This is a genomic window from Enterobacter cloacae complex sp. IR5402, assembly GCF_049238125.1.
Lineage (GTDB): Bacteria > Pseudomonadota > Gammaproteobacteria > Enterobacterales > Enterobacteriaceae > Enterobacter > Enterobacter hormaechei_C.
The window spans coordinates 17,725-34,274 of the sequence record NZ_JBMKHO010000022.1; the positions used below are offsets into that span (position 1 = coordinate 17,725).

A 16,550-nucleotide genomic window follows, 5' to 3' on the forward strand; every position below is an offset into this window, starting at 1 on the left:
CACCGTGACAGATTAAGCTGCTTTGTTTGCTGCTTTGATCAGCGTAGCAACGCGATCGGAAACAGTAGCGCCCTGGCCAACCCAGTGAGCGATACGATCCAGATCCAGACGGGTTTCTTCTTCTGCGCCAGCGGCCAGTGGGTTGAAGAAACCAACGCGCTCGATGAAGCGACCGTTGCGTGCATTACGGCTGTCAGTCACAACAACCTGGTAGAACGGACGCTTTTTAGCGCCGTGACGTGCTAAACGAATAGTTACCATAACATCCTCTTGTGTGAATAAAACAACCGGGCCCCATCGAGGAACGGAGCCCGGGTGTCATATTAAAAGCCCGAAAATTTTACTCATTTTCGGGCAAAAAGCAATCTCAAAAGCGATTATCGCCCAGGAAAACCGGGCGGCATCATGCCTTTCATGCCGCGCATCATCTTAGCCATGCCGCCTTTCTTCATTTTCTTCATCATGCGCTGCATGTCGTCGAACTGTTTCAGAAGGCGGTTTACGTCCTGCACCTGCATGCCGCAACCGGCAGCGATACGGCGTTTACGGGAACCTTTGATGATTTCTGGCTTCGCGCGCTCTTTCAGCGTCATCGAGTTGATGATGGCCTCCATACGCACCAGCACTTTGTCATCCATCTGGGATTTGACGTTGTCCGGGATCTGGCCCATGCCTGGCAGTTTGCCCATCAGGCTTGCCATGCCGCCCATGTTTTTCATCTGACGCAGCTGCTCAAGGAAGTCGGTCAGATCGAAACCGTCACCTTTTTTCAGCTTGCTGGCGAGTTTTTCCGCCTGGGCGCGGTCAACCTTGCTTTCAATATCTTCGATCAGCGACAGCACGTCGCCCATGCCGAGGATACGGGAGGCAATACGATCCGGATGGAACGGCTCCAGCGCTTCGGTTTTCTCGCCCACGCCGAGGAACTTAATTGGCTTACCGGTAATATGACGAATAGACAGCGCCGCACCGCCGCGGGCATCGCCGTCGACTTTGGTCAGCACCACGCCGGTTAACGGCAGGGCTTCGTTAAACGCTTTTGCGGTGTTTGCCGCATCCTGACCGGTCATGGCGTCAACAACAAACAGGGTCTCTACTGGATTGATAGAGGCATGAACCTGCTTGATTTCGTCCATCATCGCTTCGTCAACGTGCAGTCGACCGGCGGTATCCACCAGCAGCACGTCGTAGAATTTCAGCTTCGCCTCTTTCAGCGCCGCGTTAACGATGTCGACAGGCTTCTGGGCCACGTCGGACGGGAAGAAGTCCACGCCAACCTGCTCGGCCAGCGTTTCCAGCTGTTTGATCGCCGCCGGGCGATACACGTCCGCCGACACCACCAGCACCTTTTTCTTGTGCTTTTCGCGCAGGAATTTCCCCAGCTTACCGACGCTGGTGGTTTTACCCGCACCTTGCAGACCCGCCATCAGCACGACGGCTGGCGGCTGAGCCGCCAGGTTAAGCACCTGGTTCTCTTCGCCCATCGCCGAAACCAGCTCGTTACGGACGATTTTGACGAACTCCTGACCCGGAGTCAGGCTCTTGTTCACTTCATGGCCAACCGCTTTCTCTTTCACGCGGTTGATAAAGTCACGCACGACCGGCAACGCGACGTCTGCTTCCAGCAGCGCCATGCGCACTTCGCGCAGCGTTTCCTTGATGTTCTCTTCGGTGAGGCGTCCACGGCCGCTGATGTTGCGCAGCGTGCGCGACAAACGATCGGTTAAATTATCAAACATTGTCTCTCGCCTGGGGTAGAAACGTTAGGTCGCCTGGGCGACACATACACAGAATTTTGCCGGAGTATAACATGAAGGCGCCTTTGTTGTTATGCAACGGTTGGAGCAGGCGTCACGTAACGTTATACTGCTTCTCTTTCTTATTAAGACAACTGTCGACGCCTATATGCCTGTTTTCGCACTGATCGCCCTTGTTGCCTACTCTGTCAGCCTCGCGCTGATCATTCCTGGCCTGCTGCAAAAAAACAGCGGCTGGCGGCGCATGGCTATTCTTTCGGCAGTGATCGCACTGATTAGCCACGCCTTTGCGCTGGAATCACGCATTATCCCCGGCGACGGCAGCGTGCAAAATCTGAGCGTACTGAACGTCGGCTCGCTGGTCAGCCTGATGATCTGTACGGTCATGACCATTGTCGCGTCTAAAAACCGTGGCTGGCTGCTGCTGCCGATAGTCTACGCCTTTGCGCTGATCAATCTGGCGTTAGCCACGTTCATGCCCAATGAGTTTATTACTCACCTGGAAGCCACGCCGGGGATGCTGGTGCATATCGGCCTGTCGCTCTTTGCCTACGCGACGCTGATCATCGCCGCCCTTTACGCCATGCAGCTCGCCTGGATTGACTACCAGCTGAAAAATAAAAAGCTGGCGTTTAACCACGAAATGCCGCCGCTGATGGTGATTGAGCGTAAGATGTTCCACATCACCCAGGTCGGCGTGGTGCTGCTGACGCTCACGCTGTGCACAGGCTTGTTTTACATGAAGAACCTGTTCAGCGTGGAGAATATCGATAAAGCGGTGCTCTCCATCATCGCGTGGTTTGTCTATATTGTCCTGTTATGGGGCCATTATCATGAAGGCTGGCGCGGTCGCCGCGTGGTCTGGTTCAACGTTGCGGGTGCGGGCATTCTCACGCTTGCCTACTTTGGTAGCCGCTTCATACAGCAATTTGCTGGCTAAGTAACAAAAGGAGTTCCCCCTGGAACACATCTCTACCACCACGCTGATCGTCATTCTGGTCATCATGGTGGTCATCTCCGCTTATTTCTCTGGCTCTGAAACCGGCATGATGACGCTGAACCGCTACCGGTTACGTCATCGCGCCAAGCAGGGTAACCGTGCCGCGCGTCGTGTCGAAAAGCTTCTGCGTAAGCCGGACCGTCTGATTAGCCTGGTGCTTATCGGTAACAACCTGGTCAATATTCTCGCCTCTGCACTGGGCACCATCGTCGGGATGCGTCTGTACGGCAACGCAGGCGTGGCGATTGCCACAGGTGTGCTCACTTTTGTGGTACTGGTGTTTGCGGAAGTGTTGCCCAAAACCATCGCGGCGCTTTACCCGGAAAAAGTCGCCTACCCGAGCAGCTTCCTGTTAGCACCGCTGCTTATTCTGATGATGCCGCTGGTCTGGCTGCTGAATATGGTGACACGGGTGCTGATGCGCATGGTCGGTATAAAGGCAGACGTCACCATCAGTAGCGCGCTCAGCAAAGACGAACTGCGTACCATCGTGAACGAATCCCGCTCGCAGATCTCCCGCCGCAATCAGGACATGCTCCTGTCGGTGCTGGATCTGGAAAAGGTCAGCGTTGACGACATCATGGTGCCGCGCAATGAAATCGTCGGGATTGATATCAACGACGACTGGAAGGCCATTGTCCGCCAGCTGACGCACTCCCCGCACGGGCGTATCGTCCTCTATCGCGATTCTCTCGACGATGCCATCAGCATGCTGCGCGTGCGCGAGGCCTATCGTCTGATGACCGAGAAAAACGAGTTCACCAAAGAGGTAATGCTGCGCGCCGCCGACGAAATTTACTACGTGCCGGAAGGCACCCCACTCAGCACGCAGCTGGTGAAGTTCCAGCGCAACAAGAAGAAAGTCGGCCTGGTGGTGGATGAATACGGCGATATACAGGGGCTGGTGACGGTCGAAGATATTCTGGAAGAGATTGTCGGGGACTTTACCACCTCGATGTCGCCTTCCCTTGCGGAAGAAGTCACCCCGCAAAATGACGGGTCAGTGCTTATCGACGGCAGCGCCAACATTCGTGAAATCAATAAAGCGTTCAACTGGCATTTGCCGGAAGACGAAGCGCGGACGATGAACGGAATGATCCTGGAAGCGCTGGAAGAGATCCCGGCGGCAGGCACGCGCGTGCGTATTGAGCAGTATGATATTGATATTCTGGACGTTCAGGACAACATGATTAAGCAGGTTAAGGTCCTGCCCGTTAAACCTTTACGCGAAAGTATCGCCGAGTAATGTTGTAGGCCGGGTGAGGCGAAGCCGCCACCCGGCACTACGGGTCGGCAAATTACGCTTTCGCTTTCGCCACGGTCACCATCGCAGCGCGAATAGTACGGCCGTTCAGGGTATACCCTTTCTGCATCACGCCCAGCACGTTACCCGCGGCAACGTCTTCGGATTCCACCATCGCAATGGCCTGGTGAACGTTTGGATCCAGCGGTACATCCGTATCGGCAATCACTTCAACACCGAACTTACGCACCACATCCAGCATGGATTTCAGCGTCAGCTCAATGCCTTCAATCATCGCCGCGTTATCCGGGTTAGCTTTATCCGCCACTTCCAGCGCGCGATCCAGGCTGTCGATCACCGGAAGCAGTTCGTTGACGAATTTCTCCAGCGCAAATTTGTGCGCCTTTTCAACGTCCAGCTCGGTACGACGGCGCAGGTTTTCCATTTCCGCTTTGATACGCAGTACGCCATCGCGTTCGCGATTCTGCGCTTCTACCAACTGAGCTTCCAGGTTGGCAATTTTTTCATCGCGCGGGTCCACCTGCTCAGCAGACGTGTCTGGCTCTACTGCCTCAACTTCATCGTGCTGTTCCGTGATAATTTCTTCAGGGGCTTGCCCCTCAGGCGTTTTCTGTTCTTTACTACTCATGAATTTCTCCGCGTTTTTCTGCATTCATCTCGCTAACTTCGCTTATTATGGGGATCAGTTTCCTGGATTCAAGGGAACAAGGCAGATTGTCATCATTCATCAGGCACAAGGACCTCCAGAAAATGAATAATCATTTCAGGTGTATTGGGATCGTCGGCCATCCGCGTCACCCTACCGCATTGACGACACATGAAATGTTGTATCGCTGGCTGTGTGGTAAAGGCTATGAAGTGATGGTCGAGCAGCAGATTGCCCAGGAGTTGCAGCTTAAAAGCGTCAGAACCGGCACGCTGGCGGAAATTGGCCAGCAGGCGGATCTCGCCGTGGTGGTCGGTGGCGACGGCAATATGCTGGGCGCGGCGCGAACGCTGGCTCGCTATGATATTAAGGTTATTGGTGTTAACCGTGGCAATCTCGGTTTCCTTACCGACCTCGACCCGGACAATGCGCAGCAGCAGCTGGCGGACGTGCTGGAAGGCCACTATATCAGTGAAAAACGGTTTTTGCTGGAAGCCCAGGTCTGCCAGCAGGACTGCCAGAAGCGCATCAGCACCGCCATTAACGAGGTGGTTCTCCACCCTGGTAAAGTGGCGCACATGATCGAATTCGAAGTCTATATCGACGAAATCTTCGCTTTCTCGCAGCGGTCTGACGGGCTGATTATTTCAACCCCGACGGGGTCCACCGCCTACTCGCTTTCAGCCGGAGGTCCAATCCTTACGCCATCGCTGGATGCCATTACCCTGGTGCCGATGTTCCCGCATACGCTCTCGGCGCGTCCGCTGGTGATCAACGGCGACAGCACCATCCGCCTGCGTTTTTCTCATCGCCGCAGCGATCTGGAGATCAGCTGCGACAGTCAGATTGCTCTCCCCATTCAGGAAGGTGAAGATGTCCTCATTCGCCGCTGCGATTACCACCTGAACCTCATTCACCCAAAAGATTACAGCTATTTCAACACATTAAGCTCCAAGCTCGGCTGGTCAAAAAAATTGTTCTGATTTTGCATCCAGCACTTTACTGTATATAAAACCAGTTTATACTGTATGCAAACACAGTTATGGTTTTTCATACAGGAAAACAATTATGCTGGCACAACTGACCATCAGCAACTTTGCCATTGTTCGTGAGCTTGAGATCGACTTCCATAGCGGAATGACGGCGATTACCGGTGAAACCGGTGCAGGTAAATCCATTGCCATTGATGCCCTCGGCTTGTGCCTCGGTGGTCGTGCAGAGGGGGATATGGTGCGCACAGGCGCCGCCCGTGCCGATCTCTGCGCCCGCTTCTCGTTAAAAGACACACCTGCCGCCCTGCGCTGGCTGGAAGCAAACCAGCTCGAAGACGGACGTGAGTGTTTACTTCGCCGCGTCATCAGCAGCGATGGCCGCTCCCGCGGTTTTATCAATGGTACAGCGGTTCCCCTCTCCCAGCTTCGCGAGCTGGGCCAGCTGCTCATCCAGATCCATGGTCAGCATGCGCACCAGCAGTTAATCAAACCCGAACAACAGAAAGCGCTGCTTGATGGCTACGCAGGTGAGTACGCGCTTACTCAACTCATGGCGGAGCACTATCGTCAGTGGCATCAAAGCTGCCGCGAACTTGCGCAGCATCAGCAGCAAAGCCAGGAGCGTACCGCGCGCGCCGAGCTGCTGGAATATCAGCTGAAAGAGCTAAACGAATTTAACCCGCAGGCGGGTGAATTTGAGCAAATCGACGAAGAGTACAAGCGTCTGGCCAACAGCGGTCAGCTGCTCTCCACCAGCCAGACTGCCCTTAACATGCTGGCGGATGGCGAAGACGTGAATTTGCAGAGCCAGCTGTACAACGTGCGTCAGCTTGTGACCGAACTGGCCGGCATGGACAATAAGCTTTCTGGCGTACTGGAAATGCTGGAAGAGGCCGCGATTCAGATTTCAGAAGCCGGGGATGAGCTGCGCCACTACTGTGAACGTCTGGATCTCGATCCGAACCGTCTGTTCGAGCTTGAGCAACGCATCTCCCGTCAGATTTCACTGGCGCGTAAGCATCACGTTACCCCGGAAGAGCTGCCGAATTACTATCAGTCTCTGCTGGAGGAACAGCAGCAGTTGGACGATCAGGCCGATTCCCTTGAAACCTTGTCTCTGGCGGTTAATCTGCATCATCAGCAGGCGCTGGAAACGGCGAAACGGCTGCACGACGTGCGGCAACACTATGCGCAGGAGCTTAGCCAGCACATTACCGACAGCATGCATACGCTGGCGATGCCGCATGGGGTGTTCACCATAGATGTTCGCTTTGAAGAGAATCACCTGACGGCGGAAGGCGCAGACCGCGTAGAATTCCGCGTCACCACCAACCCGGGCCAGCCTTTGCAGGCAATTTCGAAAGTGGCTTCCGGTGGTGAACTGTCGCGTATCGCCCTGGCCATTCAGGTGATTACCGCCCGTAAAATGGAAACCCCGGCGTTGATTTTCGATGAAGTGGATGTGGGTATCAGCGGCCCGACCGCGGCCGTTGTCGGCAAACTGCTGCGTCAGTTGGGTGAATCGACGCAAGTCATGTGTGTGACTCACCTGCCGCAGGTCGCCGGATGTGGTCATCACCACTTTATCGTCAGCAAGGAAACCGATGGTGAAATGACGGAAACGCACATGAAGCCGCTGGATAAACGCTCACGCTTGCAGGAGCTGGCACGCTTGCTCGGCGGCAGTGAAGTCACTCGCAATACCCTCGCGAATGCGAAAGAACTGCTGGCGGCATAAACTTTTTCGGGATCTCAGGGTCATACAGAACAACAAAAACGCCGCCAGACCGGTTTCAAAGTGGGGCAAGGTCTATTATCATCGGCATATTACATATGAGCCGCGTACTGCTCGGGCCCGAAAAGGAATCAAATCACTATGCGCTGTAAAACGCTGACCGCTGCCGCAGCGGTTCTTCTGATGTTGACCGCAGGCTGTTCCACTCTGGAGAAAGTGGTTTACCGTCCTGACATCAACCAGGGGAACTACCTTACCCCTAACGATGTGTCCAAAATCCGCGTGGGTATGACACAACAGCAGGTCGCTTATGCCCTGGGAACCCCGATGATGTCCGATCCCTTCGGCACAAACACCTGGTTCTATGTATTCCGCCAGCAGCCTGGTCATGAAGATGTAACCCAGCAAACCCTGACGCTGACCTTCAGCAGTGCCGGCGTGCTGACCAACATCGACAACAAGCCTGCCCTGACCAAATAATCAGGCGTCAGCAACGCAAAAAGGTGCTCAATGAGCACCTTTTTTGTGTACATTTATTTGGCTACTTACCGGATTTCTCTGCTCGCTGACGGCGCAACTCTTTCGGGTCGGCAATCAGCGGACGATAGATTTCAACCCTGTCGCCCTCTTTCAGCACATCACCGAGCTTAACCGGACGGCTATAAATGCCGACTTTATTCTTCGCCAGGTCAATATCACGGCGAAGTTCAAGGATGCCGGAGGCCCGGATAGCCGCCTCAACGGTGGCGCCCTCTTCAAGCGTCACGCGCTGCAAATACTGCTTCTCCGGCAGCGCATACACCACCTCAACAGCAATCTTATGCGACACTGTAAACCTCTTTGGCGCGCGTGGTGAACGCCTGAACCATATTCGAGGCCAGTTCTTTAAAGATTCGGCCAAACGCCAGTTCGATCAGCTTATTGGTAAATTCAAAATCCAGATGAAACTCAATGCGGCAGGCGTCAGCGCTCAGTGGCGTAAACTTCCACCCTCCCATCAGTTTTTTAAACGGACCATCCACCAGATGCATCAAAATACTCTGATTGCTCGTCAGGGTATTGCGCGTGGTGAACGTTTTGCTGATCCCCGCTTTGGAGACATCCACGGCCGCAGTCATCTGCGTCGGGCCGGATTCCAGCACCCGGCTACCGGTGCATCCTGGAATAAATTCCGGATAGGACTGAACGTCGTTCACTAACTGATACATTTGTTCCGCGCTGTAGGGAACAAGCGCAGTACGGCTAATCTGAGGCATAGCATTTTCCATGGTCACACAACAGACAAATAATAACATTTATCACCTGTTAAAAAAACGCTAAGCCTTATCTCGTGCTAATATAGCGCGTTAGACCTCACAGGACGCAATGAGGTGACTTTTTAAAATCAGATTACCGACGGCTTTACGACACTTATGACGAAGAAAAAAGCACATAAACCTGGTTCGGCGACCATTGCGCTTAACAAGCGTGCTCGCCACGAGTATTTCATCGAAGAAGAATTCGAGGCTGGCCTTGCGTTGCAGGGCTGGGAAGTAAAATCGCTGCGTGCCGGGAAAGCCAACATCGGCGACAGCTACGTGATCCTGAAAGACGGTGAGGCCTTCCTGTTCGGCGCGAACTTTACGCCGCTGACCGTCGCCTCTTCACATTACGTCTGCGATCCAACCCGCACCCGTAAGCTGCTGCTGAACAAGCGCGAACTGGAATCCCTCTACGGACGCATCAACCGTGAAGGCTTCACCGTGGTGGCACTCTCTTTGTACTGGAAAAACGCCTGGTGCAAAGTGAAAATCGGTGTGGCGAAAGGTAAGAAACAACACGACAAGCGTACTGATTTGAAAGCACGCGAGTGGCAGCTCGACAAAGCACGTATCATGAAAAACGCAGGACGTTGATTCTGCGCGCTTATTGTACTATTCAATAAGTTAGCGTTTCGGGCTGGTGTCGAGGAAGTAAAATCTGGTATACTGAGTTCAAAACTATTGGGGCTGATTCTGGATTCGACGGGATTTGCGAAACCCAAGGTGCATGCCGAGGGGCGGTTTGCCTCGTTAAAAGCCGCAAAAAAATAGTCGCAAACGACGAAAACTACGCTTTAGCAGCTTAATAACCTGCTAAGAGCCCTCTCTCCCTAGCTTCCGCTCTTAAGACGGGGATCAAAGAGAGGTCAAACCCAAAAGAGATCGCGTGGAAACCCTGCCTGGGGTTGAAGCGTTAAAACTAATCAGGCTAGTTCGTTAGTGGCGTGTCTGTCCGCAGCTGGCGTGCGAATGTAAAGACAAACTAAGCATGTAGTACCGAGGATGTAGAAATTTCGGACGCGGGTTCAACTCCCGCCAGCTCCACCACTTTTTAGTTGTTTGAAGTACAATGAAGTCTACTAAGCCCGCACAGCACAAGCTCTGCGGGCTTTTTTACGTCTATTGTCGTCCAGTGAGAATTGCTGAGAACTACGAGTTATGGCACCCTGAATAGGACCCACTAAGAAGGGTCCAAAAATCGAGGGTCCCAAATGGCAAAAATCGCTAAGAAGCTCACTGACACTGAAATCAAAAGCACCAAACCTGCCGAGAAAGAGGTTAACCTTTTTGACGGCGATGGTTTGCTCCTGCGAATCGCTCCCCTGGCGAAGGGAGGGAAGAAAAATTGGTATTTCAGATATGCAGTGCCTGTGACCAAAAAGCGAACTAAGGTGAGCTTAGGAACCTATCCTCATCTTACACTTGCTAAGGCACGAGCTTTACGTGATGAATACTTGTCGTTGCTTGCAAATGGTATAGACCCACAAGTTCATAACACCCAGAAAGCCAATGCCCTAAAAGATGCAACGGAACATACATTTCAAGCAGTAGCCAAGAAGTGGCTTGATGAGAAAGTCAAAACGTCAGGCATCTCCCAGGATCATGCTAACGACATCTGGCGAAGCCTAGAAAGAAATATCTTTCCAACGTTGGGTGATACCCCCATTAAGGAGATTCGCCCTAAAATGCTTAAACAGCATTTAGACCCCATAGAAAAACGAGGTGTCCTTGAAACACTTCGCCGCATCATATCCCGCCTGAATGAAATTTTCCGCTATGCAGCAACAGAAGAACTCATAGAATTCAATCCGGCTGACAATCTTGCCCAGAGATTTAGTAAGCCGAAGAAACAGAACATGCCAGCCCTGCCCCCAACCGAACTCCCCCGCTTCCTTACAGTGTTAAACAACGCCTCAGTCCGTATGGAGACACGATTGCTGATTGAATGGCAGTTACTAACTTGGGTTCGTCCTGGTGAGGCTGTTCGCACCAGATGGGCCGATATAGATACTGACAACTCAATGTGGAACATCCCGGCGGAGTTCATGAAAATGAAGAAGCCTCACAAAGTTCCACTAAGTAAAGAAGCTTTGCGAGTCTTGGATTCAATGAAAGCCATCAGCGGGCGTAGAGAGTGGGTTTTCCCCAGTATCAAAGCTCCACTCAATCACATGCATGAACAAACAGCCAATGCGGCCATAATCCGTATGGGCTTCGGAGGTGAGCTTGTAGCTCACGGTATGCGATCCATTGCTAGAACGGCTGCTGAGGAGTCTGGCAAGTTTAGAACTGATGTCTTAGAAGCCGCCCTTGCCCACTCGAAGAAAGATGAAATAATTGCAGCCTACAATCGTGCAGAGTATCTCACTGAACGGGTGGTTCTCATGCAATGGTGGAGTGACTATGTTTCGTCTCAAAAATGCAAAGTTATTGCCGCATAAATCTCCCATGATGGGTTAACTATCTTGATTTAGTTAAAGAATTAATAATCACACCATTAACCTATGTGGACTAAGCATAGCCATTTACAAATGGGGACCTTGAGTCCACATAACGAAAGCTGTAGGTCATATCAGCTAAATAATTCACATCTCTTCTCGATAATCATACACCTCGAAGATTTACCAAATTCGCTCTAATCGATGATAAAAGAGTTGAATTTGGTTAAAAATTGATCAATTTTATCCTCTACATTGTATTGAATCATCCATGAGGTTTCGTGCATGGCTAGCGAAAATGATAAAAATCATAAAGTTAGAGTCGCACAGTACTTGAGGATGTCTACCGACCATCAGCAATATTCTTTACATAATCAGTCCGAATACATCAAAGATTATGCTGAAAAGAACAATATGGAAATCGCTTATACCTACGATGATGCAGGTAAGAGCGGAGTCAGTATCGTAGGCAGGCATTCTTTGCAGCAGTTACTTAGTGATGTAGAACAAAAGAAAATAGATATACAGGCTGTATTATTTTATGATGTGAGCCGTTTTGGTCGTTTTCAAAACAGTGATGAAGCTGCATATTATTCCTTTCTATTTGAGAGAAACGGTGTAGACCTTATATACTGTTCTGAACCTATACCCACTAAAGATTTCCCTTTAGAGTCTTCTGTAATATTGAATATAAAAAGATCTAGTGCTGCATATCACAGCAGGAATTTATCAGAAAAGGTATTTATAGGACAAGTAAATTTAATAAAGCTTGGTTATCATCAAGGCGGCATGGCTGGTTATGGGCTGAGACGTCTTTTAGTAGATGAAAATGGCATAGCTAAAGAAATATTGAGTTTCCGCAAAAGAAAGAGTATTCAAACAGATAGAGTAATATTAATTCCGGGCCCCAAAAATGAGATAAAAATTGTAAATAGAATCTATGATCTCTTTATAGATTATAACGTACCAGAATTCATTATTGCTGAGAGATTAAATGAACAGAATATACCTGCAGAAAATGGAACATTATGGACTCGTGCAAAAATACATCAAATCTTGACAAATGAAAAATATATTGGAAACAACATATATAACAAAACCTCATCTAAACTAAAAAGTAGACTTGTAAAAAACCCCAAACATGAATGGGTTAGATGTGACAAAGCATATAAACCCATTATTTCAAAGAAAAAATATAATAAAGCTCAAGATATAATTCAGCTCCGATCCATACATTTGACTAATGAAGAGCTTTTAGAAAAGCTAAAACAAAAATTGGAATCTAATGGAAAACTATCAGGATTTATCATTGATGAAGATGATACAGGCCCTTCATCTTCTGTTTACAGAACCCGATTTGGTGGTCTTTTAAGAGCATATACTTTGATTGGTTATAAGCCAGAACATGATTACAGTTATCTCCAAATAAATGAAGCACTAAGATCATTTTACTCAGGTATAATTGAGGATTTTAAGGGGAGGATTTTAAAAAGTAACTGCTATATAGACGAATATAAATATGCCCCAATGCTTTACATCAATGATGAGCTTTTAATTTCCGTCATTATTACTAAATGCATACATATGAAATCAGGTAAACTTAGATGGAAGGTCCGGTTTGATAACTCACAGAAAGCAGACATAACAATTGTTATACGAATGGATTCACAAAATATTTCGCCTCTTGATTTTTATATCATACCAAAGATAGAAAACGAATATAGTAAAATGTGCATGACGGAAACAAACAACATTCGATTAGATCTCTATAGATTTGATAATCTGGATAAACTTCTACAAATTATTACTCGCATGAAAGTGAGGGAACTATATGCTGCCTGAAACAAATGAATTCCCAATAATACAAATTGAGATTGCAAAAATAAAATTCCTTAACCCACGAACTAGAAATAAGGTAGTGCATGAAGAAATTAAGGAAAGCATAAAAAAAAGAGGATTAAGCAAGCCTATAAGCGTGAGAGCGATTGATGAAGACGATTTCAAATATGCTTTAATTTGTGGTCAAGGGAGAATAGAGGCTCTCGTTGCATTAGGTGAAACCATTATTCCAGCAATTATAAGAGATGTATCAGAAGAAGATGCTTACGTTATGAGTTTAGTTGAAAACATTGCAAGGAGGAGACCACGTTCCAATGAGTTATTACAGGTAATAAAAGATATGAAAATCAGAGGACTTTCAGACTCCGAAATAAGTGAGATTACTGGGTATTCATCGAACTGGGTGAGCAGTATAAATATGCTTCTTGATAAGGGAGAGCATAAACTTCTCTCTGCAGTCGAACGGGGGAATTTGCCTCTATATCTTGCAGTGCAATTTGCAAGATGTGAAACTGAAGAAGCTCAAGATATTCTTACCGAAGCATATGATAAAAAATTAATTAAAAGCCGGGACATTATAAAGATAAAACACATTCTAAATCAGCGAACAATTGGGAATAAAGGTGCAAAAGCAGCCGGGTTTTATTATCACAAACCATCAAAAAGAATGACTGCTGAGGAGTTAATTGGGCTTTATGAAAATAGTATCGCTGAACATAAATCTGTTTATAACAACTCTAAATTTATAAAAACTAATTTACTGATAGTAAATGAGATTTTTAACATCATAATGATGAATAAAAGCTTTCAAAATTTACTTGAACAAGAGAATCTATCAGAACTGCCATCTCAGATCCTCAATCCAATAAACAAAGAGGCATCAAAATGATTCAGATACGTTTTGGCGACAATTTTATTTATTTAGAAACTAACAAGTTAATTCCCTCTAAGGAATTGTTAGAAAATGTAAAGCTAAGTCATAAATATCATCAAATAGTTACCTCAATTGAAAGCTTAGGTATTATTGAACCAATAATAGTGTTCTATGACAAAGATAAAGATGCCATTAAGATACTCGACGGCCATTTAAGGGTTGAGGCTTTAAAAGATTTAGGCATAGAAAAAGCTCCATGTATACTTTCGAGCATAGATGATGCGTTCACTCCTAACAAACAAGTCAATCATATAAATGTAGTTGAAGAACATAGAATGATAATCAAGTCCTTGGCAAAAGTTTCAATTGAAAAACTTAGTGCTGCTTTGGGCATATCTATTGATGCTATAAAAGATAAAGCTAATGTGATGAACGGTATAGATCCCAGTGTGATTGCGAAACTTTCTGATAAACCTATACCTAAGGCTACATTTGATGTTTTGAGGAAAATGAAACCAATTCGTCAAATTGAAGCAGTCGGTACAATGATTAATTTTGATAATTATAGTAAAAAATTTGCAATGAGCATCTTGGATGCAACACCGGCATCGATGATAATAAATAAAGGGAAAAACACTCCCTATAAAAAGGACATAAAAAAAACCATACTTCGTCTGGAACAGGAAATGGCAACAACTTCGGAAGAAACAAAAAAGCTTCAAACCGAGTATGGTTCAGATATGTTGAAATTCGTTATAATCCAGTCATATATTATTAAATTACTTGGTAACTCTAAAGTTCTTCATTGGTTCTTGGAAAACGAGGTTGATTATCTTAATGAGTTAAAAAGAATTTCGAAAATAAATTCTTTAGATGATAAGACTCCTGCTGAAAACAGCCAGTCGTAGTTATGGTTATGGTTTTATATAGCCGAAGTATACTTACACAATCACAAAGGTTTCTCTTAGATATTAGCATAAGTAGGCAGTATAAGCCGTAATCATTCGAACGGGTTAAGGAGGTGAACTTATGGTTAACAAAATGAGATCTATTGCGTGAACGGCCACAGAGGAATCTGGTAAGTTCAGGTCTGGTGTCTTAGAAGCGGCCCTTGCCCACTCGAAGAAAGATGAAATAATTGCAGCCTATAATCGTGCAGAGTATCTCGCAGAACGAATGGTTCTCATGCAATGGTGGAGTGATTATGTCATTGCTCAAAAAATTAAAGCTATTGCTTATTTATAAGCAAATATCTAAAAATCTTAGAAACATACACATAACGTCATTTTCTAAACTACAAAAACTTAAAGTCTATCTTAAATCAGAAAAGCGAACGCAGGGTTTATAGGCGCAGACGTGAGTACATCCTAGAGACACTCATTAGAAATCCAATTTTATATAATGTCAGGAAGTATATTAAAGAACGAAAAAGAAAATATATAAGTATATACCTCGTAAAATATAATAAACACGGCTGTTACATATTTTCATTGTGCAACAGCCGCTGAAGCTTAGATAGTCTGTTTTTCTTTATTTGCGGCTAAAAAACGGATAAGCTGATTTGTTTTTGGACTAGATTTTTTGAATTGCTTCAGCTCCAACGCTTTGCGAGCATTGCTAACAATCAAACCGTCCTTCCTGGTAAAAAAATTTTCATCAGTAAGAGAGTCTGGATGCTGAGTATTAGCAATAATAAATGTACGTTTGAATTTGGCCGACATATTATCTCCTCCTATTCTATTTACGAATAAAATGCATGAACCTGTGTTGCTGCCCATACAAGGAGCTTCTAACTATTTCTCCAAACTCCTCTAATATAATAGCAAATTTTTTGTCAATGTCAAGGAGGATGTCCTTGGAACAGTTTAACGTTCTATCCTCAATTAAGCTGCATTCTGTATACTTTGAGTTTATAGAGATGCTTATTAACGCAAATACTTCATTGGTTTCATATTGATATATTGGAAAACATATTCTAGTTTTATTGTTAGTACATGTTACTGTCCTGGACTTACTAGTCCATGATATAAGGCAATCATTATCCAAATGTCGTATATCTCTGCCTTTATAGCTAAAAACATGATCTTTTTGGTGTACGTAATTAAAAGCATGAGGGATGGGAGGTTTCAAATCATCAGCGATTACATTTAATATTTTATGTACATTCAAGACCCCCTGGGACCATTTTCCTATTGAAATTATCTCCTGATCGGTGGCACTGATAGAAGTATAAAGCCATATTTTAGTCGTGGCTGCCGCTGGAATCTCCCTACCTAAATAATAAAGTAATGTTTCAGCTCTTCCATATAAAAGCATACCTACATCATTCTTAGTCAAAGTGTTCTTATATAAATATGTTAATTTATGCGAGTCGAAAAATTCTCTAGCTTCATGAAATCCGCTATAATATAGCCCTTCAAGATCTGATGATTTTATATTTAAATCAAGTGTATTAATGTCGCCACTAATTTTAATAGGAACAGCGATACCCTCAGCAACATTTGAAATAATATTATTACTTGCATCTAATGCTGCATATACCATATTTTTTAGATGTTTATAAAAATTATAGCCTCGTAAGTTTTTACCCTCAACGGTATCGGTAACTAGGTAATGACTCCAACTTACTGATAGTGTTTTATGTTCAGATAATGCCCGATGACCTTGTCATGCAGCTCCACCGATTTTGAGAACGACAGTGACT

General features: G+C 46.7%; 18 protein-coding genes, 1 other RNA gene and 1 pseudogene. 12 read left to right on the forward strand and 8 right to left on the reverse strand.

The window, feature by feature from the left end; translation table 11 throughout:
• Window positions 1-12 precede the first annotated feature (12 nt).
• Together rpsP and ffh are read right to left on the reverse strand one after the other, a co-directional pair.
• Window positions 13-261, reverse strand: a complete 249-nt coding sequence (gene rpsP / locus ACOTXL_RS22325; RefSeq protein WP_003863133.1) for a 30S ribosomal protein S16 — start codon at window positions 259-261, stop codon at window positions 13-15.
• A 116-nt stretch (window positions 262-377) separates the two neighbouring features.
• Window positions 378-1,739: a signal recognition particle protein gene (gene ffh / locus ACOTXL_RS22330; protein ID WP_003863132.1), complete on the reverse strand. Its 1,362-nt coding sequence runs from the start codon at window positions 1,737-1,739 to the stop codon at window positions 378-380.
• Window positions 1,740-1,905: 166 nt separating this feature from the next.
• On the opposite strand from ffh, the gene ACOTXL_RS22335 reads away from it, so the two are divergent.
• Window positions 1,906-2,697: a cytochrome C assembly family protein gene (locus ACOTXL_RS22335; RefSeq protein WP_003863130.1), complete on the forward strand. Its 792-nt coding sequence runs from the start codon at window positions 1,906-1,908 to the stop codon at window positions 2,695-2,697.
• A gap of 19 nt (window positions 2,698-2,716) precedes the next feature.
• Complete coding sequence (locus ACOTXL_RS22340) at window positions 2,717-4,003, forward strand: HlyC/CorC family transporter (protein ID WP_026094274.1); 1,287 nt, start codon at window positions 2,717-2,719, stop codon at window positions 4,001-4,003.
• Between the two features lie 52 nt (window positions 4,004-4,055).
• On the opposite strand, the gene grpE is transcribed toward ACOTXL_RS22340, so the two are convergent.
• A complete protein-coding gene (gene grpE, locus ACOTXL_RS22345; protein ID WP_003863126.1) occupies window positions 4,056-4,649 on the reverse strand; it encodes a nucleotide exchange factor GrpE in 594 nt (197 codons plus the stop codon).
• A 122-nt stretch (window positions 4,650-4,771) separates the two neighbouring features.
• Between grpE and nadK the strand changes: the two genes are divergently transcribed.
• The 3 genes from nadK (at window position 4,772) to bamE (ending at window position 7,874) form a co-directional block, all read left to right on the forward strand.
• Entirely contained in the window at window positions 4,772-5,650 is an 879-nt protein-coding gene (gene nadK, locus ACOTXL_RS22350) for an NAD(+) kinase (protein ID WP_003863124.1), read from the forward strand.
• Window positions 5,651-5,735: 85 nt separating this feature from the next.
• Window positions 5,736-7,397, forward strand: a complete 1,662-nt coding sequence (gene recN, locus ACOTXL_RS22355) for a DNA repair protein RecN (RefSeq protein WP_045351113.1) — start codon at window positions 5,736-5,738, stop codon at window positions 7,395-7,397.
• 138 nt (window positions 7,398-7,535) lie between these two features.
• Window positions 7,536-7,874 (forward strand): outer membrane protein assembly factor BamE, encoded by a 339-nt coding sequence (bamE, locus tag ACOTXL_RS22360; protein ID WP_003863121.1) that lies wholly within the window; start codon window positions 7,536-7,538, stop codon window positions 7,872-7,874.
• 61 nt (window positions 7,875-7,935) lie between these two features.
• Here bamE and ACOTXL_RS22365 read toward each other — a convergent pair whose 3' ends face one another.
• Entirely contained in the window at window positions 7,936-8,223 is a 288-nt protein-coding gene (locus tag ACOTXL_RS22365; RefSeq protein ID WP_003863119.1) for an RnfH family protein, read from the reverse strand.
• Window positions 8,213-8,650: a type II toxin-antitoxin system RatA family toxin gene (locus ACOTXL_RS22370; RefSeq protein ID WP_003863117.1), complete on the reverse strand. Its 438-nt coding sequence runs from the start codon at window positions 8,648-8,650 to the stop codon at window positions 8,213-8,215. The genes ACOTXL_RS22365 and ACOTXL_RS22370 overlap by 11 nt, the downstream gene beginning before the upstream one ends.
• A 156-nt stretch (window positions 8,651-8,806) precedes the next feature.
• Here ACOTXL_RS22370 and smpB point away from each other — a divergent pair, with 156 nt between their 5' ends.
• The 7 genes and pseudogenes from smpB to ACOTXL_RS22405 form a co-directional block, all read left to right on the forward strand.
• Window positions 8,807-9,289: an SsrA-binding protein SmpB gene (smpB, locus tag ACOTXL_RS22375; RefSeq protein WP_003863115.1), complete on the forward strand. Its 483-nt coding sequence runs from the start codon at window positions 8,807-8,809 to the stop codon at window positions 9,287-9,289.
• An 89-nt stretch (window positions 9,290-9,378) separates the two neighbouring features.
• Window positions 9,379-9,742, forward strand: a transfer-messenger RNA (tmRNA) gene (gene ssrA, locus ACOTXL_RS22380).
• A gap of 164 nt (window positions 9,743-9,906) precedes the next feature.
• Complete coding sequence (locus tag ACOTXL_RS22385; RefSeq protein WP_045351112.1) at window positions 9,907-11,136, forward strand: integrase domain-containing protein; 1,230 nt, start codon at window positions 9,907-9,909, stop codon at window positions 11,134-11,136.
• Between the two features lie 282 nt (window positions 11,137-11,418).
• Entirely contained in the window at window positions 11,419-12,975 is a 1,557-nt protein-coding gene (locus ACOTXL_RS22390) for a recombinase family protein (RefSeq protein ID WP_045351111.1), read from the forward strand.
• Window positions 12,965-13,861, forward strand: a complete 897-nt coding sequence (locus ACOTXL_RS22395; protein ID WP_045351110.1) for a ParB/RepB/Spo0J family partition protein — start codon at window positions 12,965-12,967, stop codon at window positions 13,859-13,861. The genes ACOTXL_RS22390 and ACOTXL_RS22395 overlap by 11 nt, the downstream gene beginning before the upstream one ends.
• Window positions 13,858-14,754, forward strand: coding sequence for a ParB/RepB/Spo0J family partition protein (locus ACOTXL_RS22400; protein ID WP_045351109.1), 897 nt, complete (start codon window positions 13,858-13,860; stop codon window positions 14,752-14,754). The genes ACOTXL_RS22395 and ACOTXL_RS22400 overlap by 4 nt, the downstream gene beginning before the upstream one ends.
• Window positions 14,755-14,863: 109 nt before the next feature.
• Window positions 14,864-15,091 (forward strand): annotated as a pseudogene (locus tag ACOTXL_RS22405) (integrase); the annotation flags it as partial.
• A 266-nt stretch (window positions 15,092-15,357) separates the two neighbouring features.
• Here ACOTXL_RS22405 and ACOTXL_RS22410 read toward each other — a convergent pair.
• The 3 genes from ACOTXL_RS22410 to ACOTXL_RS22420 all read right to left on the reverse strand — a co-directional run.
• Window positions 15,358-15,567: a hypothetical protein gene (locus tag ACOTXL_RS22410; RefSeq protein WP_045351108.1), complete on the reverse strand. Its 210-nt coding sequence runs from the start codon at window positions 15,565-15,567 to the stop codon at window positions 15,358-15,360.
• A 16-nt stretch (window positions 15,568-15,583) separates the two neighbouring features.
• Entirely contained in the window at window positions 15,584-16,390 is an 807-nt protein-coding gene (locus ACOTXL_RS22415) for a hypothetical protein (RefSeq protein ID WP_058999038.1), read from the reverse strand.
• Window positions 16,391-16,470: 80 nt separating this feature from the next.
• Window positions 16,471-16,550: IS1 family transposase (locus ACOTXL_RS22420; RefSeq protein WP_001401901.1), on the reverse strand; the 80-nt coding region annotated here is incomplete at its 5' end.